Source organism: Georgenia sp. Z1491, from assembly GCF_057652395.1.
This window is the reverse complement of the sequence record NZ_CM172729.1, coordinates 1,395,732-1,417,440: the sequence shown is the minus strand read 5'-3', so window position 1 is coordinate 1,417,440 and position 21,709 is coordinate 1,395,732. Positions and strand designations below refer to the sequence as shown.

General features: G+C 72.3%; 15 protein-coding genes and 1 riboswitch. Of the genes, 1 reads left to right on the top strand and 14 read right to left on the bottom strand.

The window, feature by feature from the left end:
• Positions 1-144 precede the first annotated feature (144 nt).
• The 11 genes from AC24HA_RS06620 to AC24HA_RS06570 form a co-directional block, all read right to left on the bottom strand.
• Complete coding sequence (locus AC24HA_RS06620) at positions 145-1,359, bottom strand: BMP family lipoprotein (RefSeq protein ID WP_425708238.1); 1,215 nt, start codon at positions 1,357-1,359, stop codon at positions 145-147.
• A 200-nt stretch (positions 1,360-1,559) separates the two neighbouring features.
• Positions 1,560-2,843, bottom strand: coding sequence for an amidohydrolase (locus tag AC24HA_RS06615; RefSeq protein WP_425708239.1), 1,284 nt, complete (start codon positions 2,841-2,843; stop codon positions 1,560-1,562).
• Between the two features lie 82 nt (positions 2,844-2,925).
• Positions 2,926-4,044: a mannose-1-phosphate guanylyltransferase gene (locus AC24HA_RS06610; protein WP_425708240.1), complete on the bottom strand. Its 1,119-nt coding sequence runs from the start codon at positions 4,042-4,044 to the stop codon at positions 2,926-2,928.
• Entirely contained in the window at positions 4,041-5,282 is a 1,242-nt protein-coding gene (locus AC24HA_RS06605; protein WP_425708241.1) for a YihY/virulence factor BrkB family protein, read from the bottom strand. The genes AC24HA_RS06610 and AC24HA_RS06605 overlap by 4 nt, the downstream gene beginning before the upstream one ends.
• 51 nt (positions 5,283-5,333) lie before the next feature.
• Positions 5,334-6,149, bottom strand: coding sequence for an exodeoxyribonuclease III (locus tag AC24HA_RS06600; protein ID WP_425708242.1), 816 nt, complete (start codon positions 6,147-6,149; stop codon positions 5,334-5,336).
• A gap of 43 nt (positions 6,150-6,192) precedes the next feature.
• Positions 6,193-8,265: a xanthine dehydrogenase family protein molybdopterin-binding subunit gene (locus AC24HA_RS06595; RefSeq protein ID WP_425708243.1), complete on the bottom strand. Its 2,073-nt coding sequence runs from the start codon at positions 8,263-8,265 to the stop codon at positions 6,193-6,195.
• Positions 8,258-9,271, bottom strand: a complete 1,014-nt coding sequence (locus tag AC24HA_RS06590) for an FAD binding domain-containing protein (RefSeq protein ID WP_425708244.1) — start codon at positions 9,269-9,271, stop codon at positions 8,258-8,260. Before AC24HA_RS06590 ends, AC24HA_RS06595 begins: the two co-directional genes overlap by 8 nt.
• Positions 9,268-9,780: a 2Fe-2S iron-sulfur cluster-binding protein gene (locus AC24HA_RS06585; RefSeq protein ID WP_425708245.1), complete on the bottom strand. Its 513-nt coding sequence runs from the start codon at positions 9,778-9,780 to the stop codon at positions 9,268-9,270. Before AC24HA_RS06585 ends, AC24HA_RS06590 begins: the two co-directional genes overlap by 4 nt.
• A 113-nt stretch (positions 9,781-9,893) precedes the next feature.
• Positions 9,894-10,778 (bottom strand): bifunctional 5,10-methylenetetrahydrofolate dehydrogenase/5,10-methenyltetrahydrofolate cyclohydrolase, encoded by an 885-nt coding sequence (locus AC24HA_RS06580; protein WP_425708246.1) that lies wholly within the window; start codon positions 10,776-10,778, stop codon positions 9,894-9,896.
• Positions 10,775-12,076: a serine hydroxymethyltransferase gene (gene glyA, locus AC24HA_RS06575; RefSeq protein ID WP_425708247.1), complete on the bottom strand. Its 1,302-nt coding sequence runs from the start codon at positions 12,074-12,076 to the stop codon at positions 10,775-10,777. Before glyA ends, AC24HA_RS06580 begins: the two co-directional genes overlap by 4 nt.
• A 49-nt stretch (positions 12,077-12,125) precedes the next feature.
• A riboswitch (ZMP/ZTP riboswitch) is annotated at positions 12,126-12,226 on the bottom strand.
• Between the two features lie 101 nt (positions 12,227-12,327).
• Positions 12,328-12,834, bottom strand: a complete 507-nt coding sequence (locus AC24HA_RS06570) for a GNAT family N-acetyltransferase (RefSeq protein ID WP_425708248.1) — start codon at positions 12,832-12,834, stop codon at positions 12,328-12,330.
• Between the two features lie 89 nt (positions 12,835-12,923).
• On the opposite strand from AC24HA_RS06570, the gene purU reads away from it, so the two are divergent.
• Positions 12,924-13,796, top strand: a complete 873-nt coding sequence (gene purU / locus AC24HA_RS06565; protein ID WP_463648288.1) for a formyltetrahydrofolate deformylase — start codon at positions 12,924-12,926, stop codon at positions 13,794-13,796.
• Positions 13,797-13,962: 166 nt separating this feature from the next.
• Here purU and AC24HA_RS06560 read toward each other — a convergent pair whose 3' ends face one another.
• The 3 genes from AC24HA_RS06560 to AC24HA_RS06550 all read right to left on the bottom strand — a co-directional run bounded on the left by AC24HA_RS06560 (position 13,963) and on the right by AC24HA_RS06550 (position 21,651).
• On the bottom strand, positions 13,963-19,047 hold the full coding sequence (locus AC24HA_RS06560) for an ExeM/NucH family extracellular endonuclease (RefSeq protein WP_425708250.1): 5,085 nt from the start codon (positions 19,045-19,047) through the stop codon (positions 13,963-13,965).
• Positions 19,048-19,299: 252 nt separating this feature from the next.
• Positions 19,300-20,394, bottom strand: a complete 1,095-nt coding sequence (locus tag AC24HA_RS06555) for a CE1 family esterase (protein ID WP_425708251.1) — start codon at positions 20,392-20,394, stop codon at positions 19,300-19,302.
• A gap of 267 nt (positions 20,395-20,661) precedes the next feature.
• Complete coding sequence (locus tag AC24HA_RS06550; RefSeq protein WP_425708252.1) at positions 20,662-21,651, bottom strand: malate dehydrogenase; 990 nt, start codon at positions 21,649-21,651, stop codon at positions 20,662-20,664.
• Positions 21,652-21,709: the final 58 nt, after the last annotated feature.

The window sequence follows — 21,709 nt, the reverse complement described above, 5'->3', positions numbered from 1 at the left end:
GGTCGTGCGGGTGGTGGGCGACGGTGGGCGGACCCGGCCGTGACGGGCAGACTATCGCCGCCCGGTGGACGCTACGGCGGCCCGGCCGTGAGGGCCGGGCCGCCGCGCACCTGGCGACCGGTCAGCGCCGCCGCCTCTCGGTCGTTACTGGGGGCTGGAGACCGACTCGACGACGAGCTCGCCCGAGATGATCTGCTCCTCGATCTCGGCGAGCCTGTCGACGAGCTCGCTCGGCACGTCGGCCTCGAAGTCGTGGAACGGGGCGATGGAGACACCACCGTTCTCGAGCGTGCCGACGTAGGGCTCGTTGTCGAACTCGTCGTTCACGTAGTCCCCGACCGTGTCCTGGACGGACTGGCCGATCTCCTTGAGGACCGAGGTGAGGATGATCGACCCGTAGTCCGTGGACTCGTACCAGTCGGAGTCGACCCCGACGATCATGACGTCGCCCGCCGCCTCGGCCGCCGCGGCGGCGCCCAGGCCCACGGGGCCGGCGACCGGCATGATGACGTCCGCGCCCTGGGCGATGAACTGGTCGGCGAGGGTCTGACCCTGCCCCTGGTCCTCGAAGTCACCCGTGAAGGAGCCCTGCTGGGCCTCTTCGTCCCAGCCGAGGACGGCGACCTCGGTGCCGTTGTCCTCGTTGTAGGCGTCGACGCCCATGGCGAAGCCGTCCATGAAGATCGTCACCGAGGGCAGCTGGATGCCGCCGAAGGTGGCGACGACGCCGGTCTCGGACATGCCGGCCGACGCGTAGCCGGCCAGGTACGCGGCCTGCACCGTGTCGAAGATGAGCGGACGCCCGTTCTCGAGCTCGACCGGCTCGAAGTCGTCCGTCTCGAACGCGGAGTCGATGAGAGCGAAGCTGACGTCCGGGTTCTCGTTCGCGGCCTGCTCGATCGCGTTCTCCAGGAGGAACCCGACGCCGAAGACGAGGTTGCAGCCCTGCGAGATGAGCGAGTTGACGTTGGTCGTGTAGTCGGCGTCGGTCTGGGACTCGACGAGGATGGTCTGGACGCCGAACTCCTCGACCGCGGCCTCCAGGCCCTCGGCGCCGGACTGGTTGAAGGACTGGTCGTCGTAGCCGCCCTGGTCGGAGACCATGCAGGCAGTGGTGTCGGCGCCGTCGCCGGAACCGCCGCCCGGGGCGGCCTCGCTGCCGCTCTCCGAGCCTGCCTCCGAGCCTGCCTCCGAGCCGGCCTCCGAGCCGGCCTCGCCGGTGTCCTCGCCGGTGTCTCCGCCGGTGTCGGCAGGAGCTTCGCTGTCCGCGTCGGTCTCCTCGTCGGGGGCCTCGCCGCAGGCGGCGAGCACGAGGGCGGCGGCAAGGGTGATGCCGCTGAGTGTGAGGGTCTTCTTCACGGGGTCTCCGATCCATCCGGCGACGGCTCCGATTGCCGTCGCCCCGGGGTGAGTGCGGCTCACACTAGTGGCCCGAAGGACCGTTCCCGACCACTTGATGCGCATCCGTGACCGGCCCGGATGTCGCGTCGGTCACCGCTCCGTCGCCCCGTCGTCACGAGGCGTTCACCTGCTGGATCGCGGGTCCGGCAGGTGGGACGTCAGGGGGTCGGCGCCGGGACGTCCGACTCGGTGAGCGCGACCCCGGCGAGCACCTTCGCGCCCGCGGCGATCGCCCGCTCGTCGAACTCGGCGTCGCCCCGGTGCAGGTCGTACGTGGTACCGCCGGGCGTCCGGGTGCCGAGCCGGGCGAGCGCGCCGGGGACCCGCCGCAGGTACCACGCGAAGTCCTCCCCGCCGAGGGACTGCTCGGTCAGCTCGGTGGCGGACTCCCCGAGGACGGCCTTGGCCGCGCGGTCCAGCGCACGGGTGGCGCGCTCGTCGTTGACGACCGGCGGGATGCCCTGCAGCACCTCGACGTCGACCTCGACGCCGAACGGCTCGAGCATGGCGCGCACCGCCGGCTCGACGAGAGCTCCGGCCTCCTGCCACGCGTCGGCGTCCAGGCAGCGCAGGGTGCCGCGCAGCACGCCGGTGGACGGCATGGCGTTGGGCGCGCTCCCGGCCTGCACGGACCCGAAGGTGAGGTCCACGCCGATGCGCGGGTCGAGGCGGCGGCGGAGCACGGCGGGCAGGCCGGTGACCACCGTGGCGAGGGCGTTGACGACGTCACCGGTCAGGTGCGGCCGGGACGTGTGCCCGCCGTCGGCGCGGACGTGGACGGTCACGGCGTCGGACGCGGCCGTGATGGCGCCGATGCGGGTGCCAAGCCGGCCGACGTCGAGCTTGGGGTCGCAGTGCAGCGCGAAGATGCCGCCGACCCCCTCGAGCACGCCGTGCTCGACGAGCGTGCGCGCGCCGGAGGGCTGGGCCTCCTCGGCGGGCTGGAAGATCGCTCGCACGCCGCGCGGGAGCCTCCCTCTCGCGTCGAGCTCCGCGAGGGCGAGGGTGGCCCCGAGCAGGGCCGTGGTGTGGATGTCGTGCCCGCAGGCGTGGGCCACCCCCCGGCGCTTCGACGCGAACGACAGCCGGGTCGTCTCGGGGACGGGCAGGGCGTCCATGTCGGCCCGCAGCGCCAAGCGTCCGCCCGGGACGTGCCGGCCGCCGGAGCGGCGCGAGCGGTCGGCCGGGGTGCTCGCCCCCTCCGGCGGGGCGGGTCGCTCCCGCCGCGGGTCGGGCCCGAGGTCGACGACGACCCCGGTGCCGGCCACCCGCCGCGGGCTCAGCCCGGCGCCGGTGAGCACCTCGGTGACGAACGCGGCGGTCTCGTGCTCGGTGTAGGCGGTCTCGGGGTGGGCGTGGATCCGGCGTCGCCACGCGACGAGGTCGGCGGTGCGTGCGTCGATCGAGGCGACGACGGCGGACAGCAGGTCGGGAGCGGGCACCGGCCCACGGTACTCGGGCCCATGACCGGCGCCCGCGCTCAGCCGAGGTGACCCGGTCCGCGCACCGGCCCGGCGCCCGCGCTCAGCCGAGGTGACCCAGCCCGCGCCCGTCGAGCGACTCGACGATGCCCTTGACGTCCTGGGCCCGCTCCCTGGTCGTCACCAGGAGGGCGTCACCCGTGTCGACGACGACGACGCCCGGCACGCCGAGCAGTGCGACGGTCCGGCCGGCGGCGTGGACGAACGCTCCGTCGGAGTCCTCGGCGACGACCCGGGTGCCCGTCCCGACGGCCACGCCCCGGTCGTCGGGGACGAGCACGGAGGCCAGGGCGTCGGCGTCGCCCACGTCGGTCCAGCCCAGGTCCGCGGGGACGACGGCGACGCGTCCCGCCGCCGCGAGCGGCTCGGCGAGCGCGTGGTCGATCGCGATGCGGGTGAGGGTCGGCCAGGTCTCGTCGAGCACGGCGTCGCGCTCGGGGGTGTCCCATGCACGGCCGATCGCGCCGAGGCCGATCGCGAGCTCCGGGTGCAGCTCGGCGAGCGCGTCGGTCAGGGCGCCGACGCGGGCGACGAACATGCCGGCGTTCCACAGGTGCGCGCCGCCGGCGAGGTAGCGGGCGGCCGTCGCGGCGTCGGGCTTCTCGACGAAGCTGCCCACCCGGCGGGCGTCGGGGGCCCGCCCCTCCCCCAGCGGCGCGCCGACGGCGATGTACCCGAACCCGGTGGCGGCGTGGTCGGGGGTCAGCCCGATCGTCACGAGGGAGACGTCGTCGCGCCCGGCGGCCGCCGCCGCCTGGGCGAGGGCGGACGCGAACGCCGCGTCGTCGGAGACGATGTGGTCGGCCGCGAAGGAGCCGACGAGCGCGCCCGGCCCGTGCCGCTCCCCGATGATCGCCGCGGCGAGCCCGATCGCGGCCATCGAGTCCCTGGGGCTCGGCTCGGCGAGGACGTCGACGCCGTCGCCGACCTGCTCGGCCACGGCGACCTCGTGGGCGACACCCGTGACGACCGTGACCGTCTCCGCGAGCGGCGCGAGCCTGTCGACGGTCGCCTGCAGGAGCGTGCGACCCGACCCGGTGAGATCGAGCAGGAACTTCGGACGGTCGCGACGGGAGAGCGGCCACAGGCGGGTGCCCGCACCGCCGGCGGGGACGACGGCGTGGATCGGAGGTGACCGGTCGCCACCGGGCTCGGCGGTCATCGCTCCGACCGCGGCCCGTACCTGCGGTAGGTCCGGCGGGTGTCGGCGTCGAGCTCGGCGCGGGCCCGCTCGGCCTTCTCCTCGAGGCGGCGCACGCGACGCTCGCGCAGGGAGCCGAGGACACCGCCGGGGTTGGTCCCCATCTCCTCCGCGAGGCGCTCCTCGCGCTCGCGCGCGGCGACGGCGTCGGGGTGCAGCGAGGGGTCGACGTCGATGACCCCGGTGATCTGCTGGTGCGGCCACTCCTTGGTCTCCGGGACCGACTCGGTGATGTAGTTCGGCCGCTCGGTGAAGTGGACCTCCTCCGGCTCCTCGGCGCGCTGCGGCAGCGGGGGGTTCGCGATGAACGCGCTGACGTAGAGCATGAGGCGGGCGAGGAGATTGACCCAGAGCAGGAGCGTGGCGATGGCCGCGAAACCGGCGAGCAGCGGGTTGTCGACGGCGCCGACCGCGGTGGTGCCGAGCGCTCGCAGGACGCCCGAGCCGACCGCGCCGATCGCGGCGCCGAGCAGCAGGTCCTTACGGGGTGCTCGCACGGACGCGGTGAACGAGATGAGCATGATGAACACGGCCGCGTCGACGACGAACGAGGCCGCGAGCGTGCCGATGCGCAGGAGCCACTGCCCGGTGGAGCCCTCGACCCCGATGGCCGACAGGAGCGTCTCGCCGATCGTGTTGACGGCGATCGAGGCGATCGCGGTGGCCAGGACGGCGAGCGCGAGGACGAAGAACCCGGCGATCGGACGCGCGAGGCGACCGACGAGGAAGTTCTCCGGCGGTGCGTTGATGCCGAACATCGCCTGGATGCACAGGCGGAGGTTGCTCATCACGGAGCTCGCGGTCCACAGCAGCACGAGGAACGCGATGATCGACGCGGGGTTGAGCGCCGTCGAGACGACGAGCTGGTCGGGGCTGATGAGCCCCCCGTTGGACCCGTCGTCGATGATGCCCGGCAGGGCGTCGTTGACGGCGTCGATGACGGTCTGCTGCAGCTCGGCGTTCCCGCCCATGATCCGGGAGAAGATCGTCCACCCGATGGCGAGGGCCGCGAAGATCGAGAACAGCGCGGAGTAGGCGATACCGCCCGCGAGCATCGCGCCGCGCGCGGTGCCGTAGCGCTGGTTGGCGCGCCACAGCCTGCTCTGCTGGATCCACCCCCAGGCCGCCAGCGCGCGGTCCTTCATGGTGCGTGGCTCGTCGGCGGTCGATGCCGCCCGTTCGTCCGTCGTCTCGCTCACACCGAGCAGGCTAACGACACCGGCGCTGTTCGGCGCCCTGTGACGTGCAGGTCAGCGGTAGGTGACCACGAGCGGGGCGTGGTCGGACCAGCGGGTGTCCCAGCTCGGTGCCCGGTCGACGCGCGCGGACTCGGCCCGCCCGGCGAGGCCGGGGGTGACGAGCTGGTAGTCGATGCGCCAGCCGGCGTCGTTGTCGAACGCCTTGCCACGGTTCGACCACCACGTGTACGGGCCCTGGACGTCGCCGGAGAGCTCGCGGTGGACGTCGACGAGGCCGAGCTCGTCGATCCACGTGGTGACGTAGGCGATCTCGTCGTCCAGGACGCCGGAGGTCTTGTTGTGGTTGCCCTTCCAGTTCTTGATGTCCTGCTCGCTGCGGACGATGTTGAGGTCGCCGGCCAGCAGGACCTCGCGCTCGCCGGAGCTGTGCTGCTCGGTGAGCTCGGACAGTCGGGCGGTCGTGCGTCGCAGGTGGGCGTACTTGTTGTCCATCTTCTGCTGGTCGGTGACCGTCCCGGAGTGGATGTAGGCCGAGACCAGCGTGAGCGGGACCTCCAGGCCGGGGGCGACGACGTCGGCCTCGACCCACCGTCCGGTGTCGACCGGCGCCTCCTGCTCCGTGCCGAGCCCGATGCGGACGGCCGAGACGTCGAGCGTCGTGGCGATGGCGACTCCGGCTCGGCCCTTGAGGTCGCTGGCCTGCTGGACGATCGTCCATCCCTCGCCGAGGAGGTCGGCGAGGATCGTCTCGTCGGCGCGGACCTCCTGGAGGAGGACGACGTCGGGGGCGGCCTCCTCCAGCCATTCCCCCATGCCCTTGCGGTAGGCGGCCCGGACTCCGTTGACGTTGACGGTCGCGATCCTCATGGGGCCAGGGTGCCACGCCCGGCTCACGGTGGCAGCGGCGGGCTCAGGCGGACAGGAAGGCGTCCCCGAACAGCGGCAGGTCGCGTACCCGCACACCGGTGGCGTGGTAGGCGGCGTTGGCGATCGCGGCCGGGGCGCCGACGATGCCGATCTCGCCGATCCCCCGCGCTCCCAACGGCCCCGCGGCGGGGTCCTCCTCGTCCAGCCAGCTCACGTCGATCTCGGGGATGTCGGCGTTCACCGGCACGTGGTACTCGGCGAGGTCGTGGTTGACGACGTGGCCGAACCGCGGGTCGAGCTCGCTCTTCTCGTGCAGCGCCATGCCCACGCCCATCGTCATGCCGCCGACGAGCTGCGAGCGGGCCGTGCGCGGGTTGACGATCCGGCCGGCGGAGAAGACGCCGAGCATGCGGTCGAGCCGGATCTCGCCGGTGGACTCGTTGATGCGTACCTGGGCGAAGTGCGCCCCGAACGAGTTGAGCGACATCTCCTTCGACGCCGGGTTGGGACCCGCCTCCCCCTCCGACTCGGCCCCGGGGGCGGGGTCGGCGCCGTGCTCGCGGCGGAAGCTCTCCGCGGCGCTCAGCACGGCGGCGCTCCAGCTGGACAGGCCGCTGGAGCCGCCCGCGACCGTGGCGTTCGGCAGGTCCGTGTCGCCGATCCGCAGCTCGATCTGCTCCAGCGGCACGCCCAGCGCGTCCGCGGCGACCTGGCTCAGCGCGGTCCAGGTGCCGGTTCCGAGGTCGGCCGCGCCGATCTCGACCCGGTAGCCGGCGGCGGTGCGGCGGATCCTCGCGGCCGAGCCGGGCTGACGGAAGGAGGGGTAGAGCGCCGACGCGACGCCGGTGCCGATCAGCCAGTCGTTCTCGCGCCGCGAGCGCGGCGCCGGGTCACGGTCGGCCCAGCCGAACCTGGCCGCTCCCTCGTGCAGGCAGTCGATCAGCCGGCGCCGGTTGAAGGGCAGGCCGTTGGTCGGGTTGACGTCCGGCTCGTTGCGCTCGCGCAGGACGATCGGGTCCACGCCGCAACGGACGGCGAGCTCGTCCAGCGCGATCTCGAGCCCCACCATGCCGGGGGCCTCGCCCGGGGCGCGCATCCACGACGGCACGGGGACGTCGAGCGGCACCACGCGCTGGGTGATCCTCCGGTTCGGTCCGGCGTACATCATGCGCGCCGGCTTGGACGCCAGCTCCGTGAACTCCTTGGTGCGCGAGGACATCGCGACCGCGTCGAACCCGAGCGCGGTGAGGGTGCCGTCGGCACGGGCTCCGAGGCGCACGTGCTGGTGCGTCGGTGCGCGGTAGCCGGTCAGCGCGAACATCTGCTGCCGGGAGACGGCGTACTTCACCGCGCGTCCGGGCACGGCGCGCGCGGCCAGCGCCGCGAGCACGGCGTCGGCGTGCGGCAGCCCCTTGGACCCGAAGCCGCCGCCGATGTGCGGGGCCACGATCCGCAGCTGCTCCGGTGCGATCCCGAGGACGGGGGCGAGCGCCTTCCGCGCCGGGTGTGCACCCTGGGTCGACATCCACAGGGTGAGCCGGTCGCCGTCCCATCGCGCGACGGTCGTGTGCGGCTCCATCGGGTTGTTGTGCTCCATCGGCGTGGAGTAGACCTCGTCGACGACGACCTCCGACTCGGCCAGGGCCACGTCCAGGTCGCCGTCCTCGACGTCGTCCGCGCCGCCCTCCGGCTCGCGCTCCGCGGGATGGTCGGCCCGGAAGTCGGCATCGTGATCCTGGTGCTCGTATCGGACCTCGACCAGGCCGGCCGCGTACCGCGCGACCTCCGGCGTCGTCGCGACCACGGCACCCAGGTACTGGCCGCGGAAGCCGATCTCGTCGCCCTGCAGGATGGCGAGCTCACCGTCGGAGGTGTCACCGAGCGGCGGAGCGTCGCGAGGGGTGAGGACGTGCACGACCCCCTCGGCCGCCTCCGCCGCGGCGGTGTCGATCTCGGCCGCCCGCCCGCGCGCGACGCCGGACTGCAGCGGGTGGAGGTACAACGCGGCACCGACGTCGTGCTCGTAGGCGTACGGCACGCGGCCGCGGACCTTGTCGGCGCCCTCGAGCCGCGCCGGGTCGGTGCCGATCGCCGAGGCGGCCAGGAGCTCACTCATCGCCGGTCGCCTCGATGCCGGTGAGCTCGGCCAGCACGGTGACGAGGGTGCCGCGCGCCATCGGGACCTTGAACGCATTGCCGTCGAGGGGCTGCGCCGCCGCGAGCTCGGCGTCGGCGGCGCGGCGGAACACGTCGACCGTGGGCTCGGCGCCGCGCAGCACCTCCTCGGCCAGGCGCGCCCGCCAGGGCTTGTGGGCCACGCCGCCGAGGGCGATCCGCGCGCCGGCGATCCTCTGCCCGGGGCCCGTGTCGTCCACGTCCACGACCGCCGCGACGGAGACGAGCGCGAAGGCGTAGGACGCGCGGTCGCGGATCTTCCGGTAGGTCGAGCGGTTCGAGGGTGACGGCGGGGGCAGCTCCACCGCCGTGATCAGCTCGCCGTGGGCGAGGACGGTGTCCACCTCGGGCCGGTCGCCCGGGAGCCGGTGGAGATCGACGAGCGGGAGGCGGCGCTCACCGTCGGGTCCGAGGACGACGACGGTGGCGTCCAGCGCCGCCAGGGCGACGGCCATGTCCGAGGGGTGGGTGGCGACGCAGTGCTCGGACGCTCCGAGGACGGCGTGGTACCGGGTGTAGCCACCGATCGCCGAGCAGCCGGAGCCGGGCTCGCGCTTGTTGCACGGGGTGGTGACGTCCTGGAAGTACACGCAGCGGGTCCGCTGCAGCAGGTTCCCGCCGGTGCTCGCCGCGTTGCGCAGCTGTCCGGAGGCGCCGGAGAGCAGGGCGCGCGAGAGCACCGGGTAGTGCCGTCGGATCCGCGGGTGCGCGGCGAGGTCGCTGTTGCGCACCATCGCGCCGATACGCAGGCCGCCGCCATCCAGGTCCTCGACCTTCGCCAGGTCGAGCCGGTTGATGTCGACCAGCAGCTCCGGCGAGCGCACGCCGAGCTTGAGGTGGTCGACGAGGTTGGTGCCGCCGGCGAGGAACGCTGCGTCCGGGCGGTCCGCGACGGCGGTGACGGCACCGCGCGGGTCGGTCGCCCGCTCGTAGTCGAACGGTCTCATCGCTGCTCCTGGGCCACGTCGCGGACGGCCGCGACGATGTTGACGTAGGCGCCGCAGCGGCACAGGTTGCCGCTCATCCGCTCGCGGATCTCCGCGTCGGTCAGCTCCGAGGGCCCGTCGAGGTCCTCGGTGGCGGCGCTCGGCGCACCGCCGGCCGCCTCCCGCAGCATGCCGGCGGCGGAGCAGACCTGCCCCGGCGTGCAGTAGCCGCACTGGAACGCATCGTGCTCGAGGAAGGCGCGGTGCAGTGCGCCGGGCTCGTCGCCGTCGGCGAGGCCGTCCGACGTCGTGATCTCCGCGCCGTCATGGACGAGGGCGAGCGCGAGGCACGAGTTGAGGCGCCGGCCCTCGACGAGGACGGTGCACGCCCCGCACTGGCCGTGGTCGCAGCCCTTCTTCGGCGACATCACACCCAGCCGGTCACGAAGCGCGTCGAGCAGGGTGGTGCGCGGGTCGACCGACAGGGCGCGCTCCGCGCCGTCGACGACGAGGTGCAGCGGCTGGTCCATGACGTGCCTCCACGGGATCGTGTGCAGCGTCACTCGAACGTAACCGGGGTCGCGTGCCCCGGCAACTTCGGACGCCGCCCGGTCGGTCTACCCGCGGGCCCGGGCTCCCGGGATCAGCGCTGCGCCCCCGCGGCCGTGCCCGCCCCGGCGGCCCGCTCGGCCGCCTCGACCGCGTTGCGGAACAGCAGCGCGATCGTCGTCGGGCCCACGCCGCCGATCCGCGGGGTGATGGCGCCCGCGACCTCGGCGCACGATTCGTCGACGTCGGGCAGCAGCTTCCTGCCCTCGTAGCGCACTCCCCCGCCGACCACGGTGACACCCGGCGAGAGGTGCTCGGGCCTGAGGATGCCGGGGACGCCCGCGGCGGCGATGACGATCTCGGCCCTGCGCGTGTAGCGGTCCCAGTCCGGCACGCCCGTGTGGACGACCGTCACGGCGGCGTCCGCGGTGGCCCGCTTCTGGGACAGCAGGAGGCCGAGCGGCCGGCCGAGGGTGGTGCCGCGGCCGAGGATGACCACCTCGCGGCCCGAGACCGGGATCTCGTGGTGCGCGAGGAGCGCCTCGATGCCGGCCGGCGTGCAGGGCACGGGTCCGGGCATGCCCAGGGCGAGGCGGCCCATGTTCACCGGGTGCAGGCCGTCGACGTCCTTGTCCGGGTCGAGCGCGAGCAGCGCGGCGTCGAAGTCGATCTGCGGCGGGGTGGGGTGCTGGAGGAGCACGCCGTGGACGTCGTCCGCCTCGTTCATCTCGCGCACGGCAGCCAGGACGTCGGCCTGCGTCGCGTCGTCGCCGAGGTGGATGTGCGGAGAGGTGAAGCCGAGCTCGGCGGCCTTGGCCTGCTTCATCCGGATGTAGCCGGCGGAGGCGGAGTCGGAGCCGACGAGGATGGTCCCCAGTCCCGGGGTGGTGCCGGCAGCGACGAGCCGGGCGGCGCGGTCGGCGACGTCCGCCAGCACGGCGTCGGCGACCGGACCGCCGGGGAGCAGCCGCGCAGTCACTGGGTCAGGCCCTCGTAGAGGGGGAAGTCGGCGGTGAGCGCGTCGACTCGGGCGTGCAGGGCCGCGACGTCGGCCGCCTGGCCGTCGCGCAGGGCGATCGCGATGATGTCGGCGACCTCCCGGAACTCTCTCTCGCCGAACCCGCGGGTGGCGAGCGCGGGAGTGCCGATGCGCAGGCCGGAGGTCACGCGCGGGGGCCGCGGGTCGAACGGCACCGCGTTGCGGTTGACGGTGATGCCGGCCGAGTGCAGGAGGTCCTCGGCCTGCTGGCCGTCGAGCGCGTGGTCGCGCAGGTCGACGAGGACGAGGTGGACGTCGGTGCCGCCCGTGACCAGCGAGACCCCGGTCGAGGCGACGTCGTCGGCGAGGAGCCGCTCGGCGAGGATCTGGGCGCCCTGCACGGTCCGGCGCTGACGGTCCTTGAACTCTTCGCCGTGCGCCAGCTTGAGTGCGACCGCCTTCGCGGCGATGACGTGCATGAGCGGCCCGCCCTGCTGGCCGGGGAAGACCGCGGAGTTGAGCTTCTTGCCCAGCGGCTCGGGGTCCCGCGCGAGGATCATCCCGGAGCGGGGCCCGCCGATCGTCTTGTGGATCGTGGTCGAGACGACGTCCGAGTGCGGGACCGGGTTCGGGTGCAGCCCGGCGGCCACGAGACCGGCGAAGTGCGCCATGTCGGTCCACAGGTAGGCACCGACCTCGTCGGCGATCTCCCGGAAGGCCGCGAGATCGAGCTGGCGGGGGTAGGCGGACCACCCGGCGATGATGACCTTCGGGCGGTGGGCCAGCGCGGCCTCCCGGACGGCGTCCATCTCGATGCGGTGCGTCTGCTCGTCCACCCCGTAGGCGGCGACGTCGTAGAGCTTGCCGGAGAAGTTGATCCGCATGCCGTGCGTGAGGTGGCCGCCGTGGGCGAGGTCGAGCCCGAGGATCGGGTCGCCGGGCGAGGCGAGTGCGTGCAGCACGGCCGCGTTGGCCTGCGCGCCCGAGTGCGGCTGGACGTTGGCCCAGCCGGCGCCGAACAGCGACTTCGCACGATCGATCGCGAGGTTCTCCGCGATGTCGACCTGCTCGCAGCCGCCGTAGTACCGGCGGCCCGGGTAGCCCTCGGCGTACTTGTTCGTCAGGACGGAGCCGGCGGCCTGGAGGACGGCGCGCGGCACGAAGTTCTCGGACGCGATCATCTCGAGGGTCTCGCGCTGGCGGGTCAGCTCGCCGTCGAGGACGGCGGCGATCTCGGGGTCCACCTCCGCGAGCGGTGCGGTGAGTGCGCGGTCGGTCGGGCTGGTCTCGGTGGTCATCTCTCTCCTCGGTCGGTCACGCCACGGCGTGAGGACTCACGACTGTGGTGACCCCGACCCAGGCGGACGGCCGAAGACTGCCTCCGTGGCGGGCCACGGTTCGTCGCTCCCCGGTGGTGGATCCACCTCGCGCCAGTCACGACGCGGCCAGCCTACCGGTCCGACGGGGGTGGAGTGCCAGCGCGCGGGCTGCGGCTGCTCGGCGCCGTGCAGGCTGCTCGACGCTGCCTGCGCCGCCGGCGCCGTGCCGGCTACTCGGGACTGCCGGCGCTGGCCCCGACCGGCTCCCCCTCGCCGAGGATGCGCCGCAGGTAGGCGTACGTGAGGTCGCCGGTGTGCTGGTCGAACTGGTGCTCGAACCCGTTCTTCTGGTACATCGCGAGGTTCTGCATGGAGTCCTGGCCCGTGGAGATCCACACCTCGGAGGTCTCCTCCGGGAGGTACTCGAGCACCGACATCAGCAGCTCGGTCCCGATGCCCTGGTTCTGCAGGTCGGGGACGACCGCGAGCCTGCTCAGGGTGGCCCGGTCCCCACCGAGCTCGACCCGGACCGAGCCGACGAGCCGGTGCCCGAGCCATCCGCCGATCGTCACGACGTCCTCGCGCGCCAGGTCGGCCCGCAGCTCGGTGAGCGACTGCGTGAGCGCCGGCAGGTGCGGGTCCTGGTAGATCTGGGCCTCGGTGACGAACGCGGCACGACGGACCGTCAGCAGGTCGCCCGCGTGCTCGTCGTCGACCACGTCGATCGTTACGTCCATGGCGACATTCTTCCACCCTCGGCGCCGCCGTGACGGACGTCGGCGCGAGGCGTGGTCATCCCGGCCGCGGCTGCGCGGGGAGGGCTAGGGTGCGGCCGGTGACCCCCACCGTCGTCGATCCGCAGCACCTCGTCCTCGCCCTGTCCTGCCCGGACCGGCCCGGCATCGTGCACGCCGTGTCCGGCGTGCTGTCCGAGCACGGCGGCAACATCACCGAATCCCAGCAGTACGGGGACCCGGAGACGGGCCTGTTCTTCATGCGGGTCCAGGTCCGCACCGAGCACGACGTCGAGGACGTGCGGGCCGCGGTCGAGGGGCTCGCCGAGCGGTTCGACATGACGTACACGCTCGACGTCGTCGGCCGGCCCCTGCGCACGATCGTGCTCGTGTCCAAGGAGGCCCACTGCCTCACCGACCTGCTCTTCCGGCAGCGCTCGGACCGCCTGCAGGTCGACATCCAGGCCGTGGTCTCGAACCACCCGGACCTCGAGCCGCTGGCGCAGTTCTACGGGGTGCCGTTCCTCCACGTCCCGGTGACGAAGGAGACGAAGCCCGAGGCCGAGGCCCGGCTGATGAACCTCGTCGACGAGCTCGACGTCGAGCTGGTGGTGCTGGCCCGCTACATGCAGATCCTCTCCGACGACCTGTGCCGCAAGCTCGAGGGGCGGGCCATCAACATCCACCACTCGTTCCTGCCGAGCTTCAAGGGCGCGCGCCCCTACGCCCAGGCCCACGCGCGGGGCGTCAAGCTCATCGGGGCGAGCGCCCACTACGTGACGGCGGACCTCGACGAGGGGCCGATCATCGAGCAGGACGTCGAGCGCGTGAACCACGCCGACGAGGTCGCCGAGCTCGTGGCGCGCGGCCAGGACGTCGAACGGCGCGTGCTGGCCCGCGCGGTGCGCTGGCACGCGGAGCACCGCGTGCTGCTCAACGGACACCGCACGGTCGTCCTGCCCTGACCCCTGGCGAGTGAGCGGACTTCCTCCTCACGAGTGATCGGACTTCCGCCCGGCGAGCGAGCACATCGCCCACCGCTCGGCTGAGCACGATCCCCTCGATACGACGAAGCGGGCCCCGCACCCGATCTGGGTGCGGGGCCCGCTCACGCGTGACCGTGTGTGCGGGTCAGCGGCGCACACCGAGGGTGTCGGAGCCGTCGCCGTCCCAGTCACCGACGAACACCTCGTCGGAGACCCGGCCGTAGCGGACCTCGCGGTCGGCCCATCCGCCGGTCAGCGAGTTCGACACCAGGTACTGGTTACCGCGACGCACCGCGAACGAATCCACGCCGTTGCCGTCCCAGTCACCCACCAGCACCGTGTCGCTCGCCCGGCCGTAGGTCAGCTGCACGTCCGCGTTCCCACCGGCCAGCGAGTTCGCCAGGAAGTAGGCGTTCCCGCGACGCACACCGAAGGTGTCCGTCCCGTTGCCGTCCCAGTCACCCACCAGGACCGTGTCGGTGCTAAGGCCGTACGTCAGCTCCGTGTCCGCGTTGCCGCCCGCGAGCGAGTTCGACACGAAGTAGGCGTTGCCACGACGCACGGCCAGGGTGTCCACGCCGTCGCCGTCCCAGTCACCCACGAGCACGGTGTCGCTCGCGCGGCCGTAGGTCAGCTCCACGTCCGCGTTGCCCCCGTACAGGGTGTTGGACAGGAAGTAGCTGTTGCCCCGACGCACAGCAAGCGTGTCGGAGCCGTCGCCGTCCCAGTCACCGACCAGGACGTCGTCACCGGGGCGGCCGAAGGAGAACTCGTGGTCCGCCCAGATGTCCCAGCCGTCGTTGAGGTAGAACCCACGACCCGGCGTCGGCGGGACCGGCTCCGGCTCCGGCTCCGGCTCGACCGGCGCCTCGGTGAGCTCGAAGGCCCGGCCGATGGATCCGACGTAGGAGCTGCGCGTGAGCGTGACCTCGCGGACGTCCTCGGCGTCGAACTCGTAGCCCTCCGGGGCCGCGACCACCTGGACCGAGTACGTACCGAACTCCAGCTCCGAGAGCCGCACGACACCGTCGTTCGGGTTGGTGTCCAGCTCACCGCCGTCGACCACCTCGATCGCCGTACCGTCCGGCGCGGTGAACAGGAACGTCGCACCGGCGAGCAGCGCACCGTCCTCGTCCCGAGCCATCGCGGTCACCGTCCCGTTCCCGGGCAGCACCCACGGCTCGAACGCCTGCTCCTCACCGGTCACCTCGATGGTGAACGGCTCCGGCGCACGCCAGGCGTCGGGCACCCGCAGCGCCTCGACCTCGTACTCACCGGCCGGCAGGCCCGTGAACGTCGTGACACCGAACTCGTCGTCGGTGTCCTGCAGGTTGGCGATGTCCTGGCTGTAGTAGTTGTTGTCGTTGACGACGAACACCGACTCCGGGTCGTTGACGTCCGTGAACTGCCACGTCGTGAAGTTCACCCACTGTCCGTCCACGTCGTCGACATCGATCGTCACCGGACCCGGAACGGCCTGGGTCAGGGTGAAGCCGCCGGCGAACCTGTTCGGGGTACCGGAGTCGATCGTGACCTCGAGGGTCTCCTCCGGGTCGAACGCGTAGCCCGGGGCGTCGACGATCGAGACCTGGTACGTGCCCAGCTCCAGCTCACCGGCACGGACCGTGCCCACGGCCGGCGCCAGGTCCTCCTCGGACCCGTCGACGACGTCGATCTCCGTTCCGTCGGCAGCCGTGAATCGGAACGTCACGCCCTCGATCGGCTCCTCGTCCTGGTCCTGCACCCACACCGCGATGCGGCCGTTACCGGGCATGAGGAACTCGCCGAGGTCCTGCTCGTCGCCGGTGACCGTCACCGAGAACGGCTCCGGTGCACGCCACGGCGAGGCCACAGAGGTGTTCTCCACCGTGTACTCACCGGCCGAGATCCCGGACACGGTGACCTGACTGCGCTCGTCGTCGATGTCCTCCAGGTCCGCAGCCCGAGCGTTGTTGTCCGCCACCGTGAACGTGGCGCCTTCGGCGTCCGTGAACTGCCACACCGTGTTGGAGATCGTGTACCCCGAGGAGTCCGCCACCGAGAAGCTCACCGGGCCCGGCACCACCGGGGCGGCCGCGAGCGTGAACGAACCGGCCATACGGTGCGGCGTGCCCGGCGACAGCGGAACCGTCAGGGACGCCTCCTCGTCGAGTTCGAAGCCGTCCGGCACCTCGACGAGCTCGATCGTCCAGTCCACCAGCTCCAGGCCGCCCACGCTCACGCGGCCCTCGACGTCGGAGGTGTCCTGCTCGGACCCGTCCGCGATCTCGAAGGTCTCGCCCTCGGCACTGGTGAAGCGGTAGGTGACACCCGGGACGAGCTCGCCGTCCTCGTCGTACGCGAACACCGAGGTCGAACCGTTGCCGAGCATGACGAACGGCTCCAGCGACTGCTCCTCGCCCGTGATCGTCACCGAGATCGGCTCCGGCGCGCGGTAGCCCGAGGAACCGGGCGACTGGTTGGTCACCGTGTAGTCGCCGGCCGGCAGACCGTTGACCACGATCGACCCGAACGCGGAGTCCTCGTCGACAAGCGTCTCGACGCCGTCCTCACCGGTGGACCGGTTGTTGTCCGCGACGTAGAACGACGCGCCGTCCTCCGACTCGAACAACCAGCCCGTCGAACCCACCACACCGTCCTGCCGGTTGACCACCGTGAGCGACAGCGGACCCGGGTCGGCCGGAGGCTCGGCGTCGAGGGGGATGTCGAGGCCGACGATGCCCGGGTTGTGGTCGGAGGACCGGAACGGGGAGACCTCGTGGAAGTTCGTCACGTTGTAGTTGTGCCGGCTGTACTCGAGCGCGAGCGGCTCGTTGGCGTTGATCTCCCAGATCGTCGAGCCCGTGAAGAGCTCGAGCGCAGCCTCGTTGGCGAGGATGTGGTCGAGCGACCCGTCCATGCCGTCGAAGTTGTAGCTGTGCGCGCCCGAGCGGTCGAACTCCGTGAGGTTCGTGTACCCCGCGTCGTAGAAGACCTGCATGGGGTCCTCGGCCGAGTAGGCGTTGAAGTCACCGGCCTGCAGGACGGGCTGGTCGGCGCCCCAGTTCCCCTCGGTCCACTCGACGAGGGCCTCGGCCTGCGCGATGCGGTCCGGGTTGGCGTTGCCCTGGCCCGTGCCGTCGTCGGTGCCGGAGCCCTTGGACTTGAAGTGGTTCGCGGTGACGACGAAGGTCGTCTCCGAGAGCTCCTCGTCCGCGCCGACCGCGGCGAACTCCTGCGCGAGCGGCTCGCGCGCGTTGCCGAACGCGTCGCTGTCGGTGAGGATCAGCGACTCGCCGACGGGCGAGATCGTGTCGACCCGGTAGATGAAGGCCGTACGGATGACGTCCTCGTCCGCGGGGAGCTCGGCGGGCGACTCGACGTAGCCCCACGTGCCGGCGCCGGCGTCCTCGTTGAGCGCCTCGGTCAGCGTGGCGAGGGCCGCGTCGCGGTCCTGACCGAACTCGGCCGAGTTCTCGATCTCCTCGAGCGCGACGACGTCGGCGTCGAGGGTGTTGATCGCGTCGACGATCTTCTCCTCCTGGCGGGCGAACGCCTCGCTGGACCAGGCCCCGCGGACGTCGCACCAGTCGGCCGTGGTCGGGTTGCCCTCACGGTCGGGGTAGAAGTCGCAGTTCTCCTCGTCCTCGCCGAGGGTGGAGAAGTAGTTGAGGACGTTGAACGAGGCGACCTGGATGTTGCCGCCGACCTCCGCCGGGGCGGCGTGCTCGGCGCGGTCGTTCTCGAACTCGAGCCAGTCGGTGTAGTTCTCGCCGCTGGCGCGGGTGGTGGGCTGGAAGCTCCATGCGCTGTCGCCGTTCTGGACGCGGCGGAAGTCGACGATCACCGGGGCCTCGAACGTCGCGGCTGCGCCGGTCCGCAGGGGCGCGTCGGGCGTGACGTACGGCAGCGGGATCTCGTGGTCGTCGAAGTCGAAGTTGATGAGGTTAAAGCTCGACCCGTCGTTGAGCACGACGCCGCGGGCGGCGTTGTCGGCCTCGACGGCGGCGACGCCCTCGGGGTCCGTGACCGGGTTGGCGACGTCGGTCGGGGTGATGAGCGGGCTGTCGCCGGTGGCGAGGCCGACCTCGCCGTACTGGAGCGTCCAGTAGGTGTTGGTGACGGTGAACTCGTCGGTCGGCAGCATGAGCATGGACTCGTAGAGCTCGCGCTCCGCGTCGGTCTCGGGCCAGGCGATCTCGACCGGCTCGACGTCGGTGAACTCCTCCTCCAGAGGCGTCACGGTCGGCCCGGAGATCTGGGTGAGGCCGAAGTACTCGCCGGCGGTGCCGGAGACCTCGACGAAGTCGCCGATCTCCACGTCGCCGACGACGTCGGGTCCGTAGACGAAGATGCCCGACGAGGCGGTGTGCTCGCTCAGGTCGCCTCCGGTGCCCTCGGTCTGGATGGTGAAGCCGTCGAACCCGCCGGCCGGGTAGACGGCGGTGACGACGCCGCGTGTGGTGACGGCGTCGCCGTCGTACGGGGTCGCGTCGCCGATGCCCTGGATCTGCTCGATCGTCAGGGGCTCGCCCGGCTCGGGGTCCGGATCCGGGTCGGGGTCGGGGTCCGTGCCACCGCCCTCGATCTCCGGGGTCGGGGCGGCCATCTCGAAGTCGGCCGCGTTGTCGTCGGTGTCCGCGTGGCCGTCGCGCTGCCAGGACAGCGGGTCAGTGGTACCACCCTGGTTGGCAGCAGCCCCCGTGCCCTCGAACGTCGTCGCGGTGCCCGTCCCGACGAGGTCGACGATCGCGCCGTCGAGGTCACCGGTCGCCACGCTGCCCTGCGGCAGCGTGACGTTGTCCGTGCCGTCGACGAGGACGATCACCCCGTTGCTCCCGCCCGGGTTGAGCGAGCCGCCGACGTGAAGGTCAGACAGCTCGGAGAGGTCCTGACCGGTCGATCCGTTCGAACCGCCGGAGACCACGAAGTACTCACCGGGCTCGATCGTGCCCTCGAGCGCGGCGTTGCCGCTCGTGGCACCGGTGCCGGTCGCGGACCGGTACTGCAGCGACATGCCCGACAGGTCGATCGGCTCGCTCGTCGGGTTGTACAGCTCGACGAACTTCTGCTGGTACGGCGCGTTCGCGGACCCACCGCGCGCGTAGTACTCGTTGATGATGACGTCGGAGTCGTCGGGTGCGGCCACCGCGGGCGCCGCGGCGACGGGAACGACGGCGGAGGTCAGACCGAGAGCGACGACAGCGCCCAGCCCCACCCCCCGTCGTCCGGTGATGGGGCGAACAGTCACGTCGTGTTGCTCCTTGCCGGGTGGGGACATGGGCAGGGTGGGCGACCGTCACCGGTGCCCGGACCATCCTCGCCCCGGGCGACCGCCCTGCAGGACCGGTCAGCACACTCGTCGTCGACTGTGCATCTCCCGTTCACCGCGCCTTCGGACGGGAGTGTCGCACACCCTCACGACCCTGACCACCGTCACGTGCGGCGGTCGCTGCGGACGTCGTCGGACGTCCACAGCGCCCGCCGACCCACGTCCGACGCCTCAGCGCCCTGCGTCGGCAGTCGGGTTCTCGCCCAGGAACTGCTCGAAGAAGTCCCAGATGAGCTCGTTCGCATCGATCGCGTCCGTGGGCGTCCCGGCCCAGTCGGTCTCCTCCTCGAACGCCGGCGATCCGGGCCAGACGTGTCCGGCCCCGTCGATGGACCACGAGCGGATCTCGTCGGGGCCCTCGCCGTCGCCGATGGAGGTGAGGGTGACGCCGTCCCCCTGGTCCGTGTCCTCCCGGACCTCGTAGCCGCCGATCTCGGCCCACCGGTCGAGGGCGGCCTCGTGCCCGTAACGCCAGTAGTCGGCGCCGCCCCCGTCGAGCGGGTTCACCGGGTCGTCGGTGCCGACGAACGTGACGATCGGCGTGACCTCGTCCGGCTCGCAGGTGGCGGGGTCGGGCACCCAGCCGTCCTCGCCCTCGACGGGCGCCCCGGAGCGAAGTCCCGTCACGGGCGCGATGGCACGGAACAGGTCCGGGTCGTCGCACGCGGCCTGCGAGATCATCCGGCCCCCGCCGGAGTAGCCGGTCGCGAAGACGTCCTGGGTCGAGGTCCCGTACTCCTCGGCGGACCAGTCGACCAGAGCCTGGAGGAAGGCGATGTCGTCCGGGGCGTCGTCAGGCGCGTCGGTCACGCCGGGGACGTTCCACAGCCGACCGCCGTCCGGGTCCTCGAACCCTCCGTCGGGGAGCACGACGACGTAGCCCTCCGCGTCCGCCGTGCCGGTAGCGGCGGACCACAGGACCTGCTCGGCGCCGTCCGAGCCGGATCCGTGCAGGTTGACCACGAGCGGGAGATCGGCGTCGGGCGTCCAGCCGGACGGCAGGAGCACGACTCCGCTCCTGTCGTGACCGTCGATCTCGGCCGCGAACTCGTGCTGCCCGGGCGCGAGCTCCTCGTCGTCGACGGCGTCTCCCGAGCCGCCGGCCCCGTCCGTCCCGGACTCGCTCTCTCCGGCGTCGTCGTCCGTCGCGGACTCGTCCGTCGCGGTGTCGTCGTCGTTCGCAGCATCGTCGGCACCGCAGGCGGCCACCGTCAGGAGCAGCGTGCCGAGCGCAGCGCCACCGATCACGCGTCGAGGGGTCCTCATGGTTCTCCTTGATCTCGAGGGGAACCGTGACGCTATCCCCGCCGCGACCTGGGAATCTCGGACGATGCCGAGGTCCCACATCGCGAGAACCAGCGGGCGCACCGCACCTTTGACGAGCACGAACGACGACGGGGCCGCCACCCGTAGGTGGCGGCCCCGTGAGGTCCGCTCCGGCGATCTACCGGGGTCCGCTCCGGCAACGTGCCGTGGTCCCCACCCGCTCGCAAGCCACGGACGACCCGCCGGCTCACCCGCCGGCGGGACGGATCAGATCAGGCCTAGCTCCGCGACGGCGTCGCGCTCCTCGACGAGCTCCGCAGCGGTGGCGTCCATCCGGCCGCGGGAGAACTCGTCGACGTCGAGGCCCTCGACGACCTTCCACTCGCCGTTCTCCGACGTCACGGGGAAGGAGTAGACGATGCCCTCGGGCACGCCGTAGTGGGAGCCGTCGGAGTAGATGGCCGCCGACGTCCACGAGCCCGTCACGCCGTTCACCCAGTCGTGCACGTGGTCGATCGCGGCCGACGCGGCCGAGGCCGCCGACGACGCGCCGCGCGCCTCGATGATGGCCGCCCCGCGCTTGGCGACGGTCGGGATGAAGTCGTTCTCGACCCACTCGCGGTCGGCGAGCAGGTCGGTGACGGGCTTGCCGGCGATCGTCGTCTGCGTGAGGTCCGGGTACTGGGTCGAGGAGTGGTTGCCCCAGATCGTCAGCCGGTCGATGTCGCTCACGGCGGCGCCGGTCTTCGAGGCGAGCTGGCTGACGGCCCGGTTGTGGTCCAGGCGGGTCATCGCGGTGAAGCGAGAGGCCGGGACGTCGGGGGCGTTCTTGGCCGCGATGAGCGCGTTGGTGTTGGCCGGGTTACCGACGACGAGGACCCGGACGTCGTCCGCGGCGCCGGCGTTGATCGCCTTGCCCTGGGGGCCGAAGATGCCGCCGTTGGCCGCGAGCAGGTCGCCGCGCTCCATGCCGGCGCCCCGCGGGCGTGCGCCCACGAGCAGGCCGACGTTGGTGCCGTCGAAGGCCTTGACCGGGTCGTCGAAGATGTCGACGCCGGCCAGGAGCGGGAACGCGCCGTCCGCCAGCTCCATCGCGGTGCCCTCGGCCGCCTTGACGGCCTGCGGGATCTCGAGCAGACGCAGGCGCACGGGCGTGTCGGCGCCCAGCAGCTGGCCCGAGGCGATGCGGAAGAGCAGGGCGTAGCCGATCTGGCCGGCGGCGCCCGTGACGGTGACGTTCACGGGGGTGGCGGACATGCAGGACTCCTTCGTCGGGGATGTGCGGACGTGGGCCGGTGGGGCGCCGCCAGGTCGG

Excerpts from the sequence above, each read along its gene's own strand:
- glyA (WP_425708247.1), bottom strand. The coding sequence starts at position 12,076 with ATGACCACCGAGACCAGCCCGACCGACCGCGCACTCACCGCACCGCTC.
- AC24HA_RS06550 (WP_425708252.1), bottom strand. The coding sequence starts at position 21,651 with ATGTCCGCCACCCCCGTGAACGTCACCGTCACGGGCGCCGCCGGCCAG.
- AC24HA_RS06570 (WP_425708248.1), bottom strand. The coding sequence starts at position 12,834 with ATGGACGTAACGATCGACGTGGTCGACGACGAGCACGCGGGCGACCTG.
- AC24HA_RS06600 (WP_425708242.1), bottom strand. The coding sequence starts at position 6,149 with ATGAGGATCGCGACCGTCAACGTCAACGGAGTCCGGGCCGCCTACCGC.
- AC24HA_RS06585 (WP_425708245.1), bottom strand. The coding sequence starts at position 9,780 with ATGGACCAGCCGCTGCACCTCGTCGTCGACGGCGCGGAGCGCGCCCTG.
- AC24HA_RS06610 (WP_425708240.1), bottom strand. The coding sequence starts at position 4,044 with ATGACCGCCGAGCCCGGTGGCGACCGGTCACCTCCGATCCACGCCGTC.
- AC24HA_RS06555 (WP_425708251.1), bottom strand. The coding sequence starts at position 20,394 with ATGAGGACCCCTCGACGCGTGATCGGTGGCGCTGCGCTCGGCACGCTG.
- AC24HA_RS06595 (WP_425708243.1), bottom strand. The coding sequence starts at position 8,265 with ATGAGTGAGCTCCTGGCCGCCTCGGCGATCGGCACCGACCCGGCGCGG.
- AC24HA_RS06590 (WP_425708244.1), bottom strand. The coding sequence starts at position 9,271 with ATGAGACCGTTCGACTACGAGCGGGCGACCGACCCGCGCGGTGCCGTC.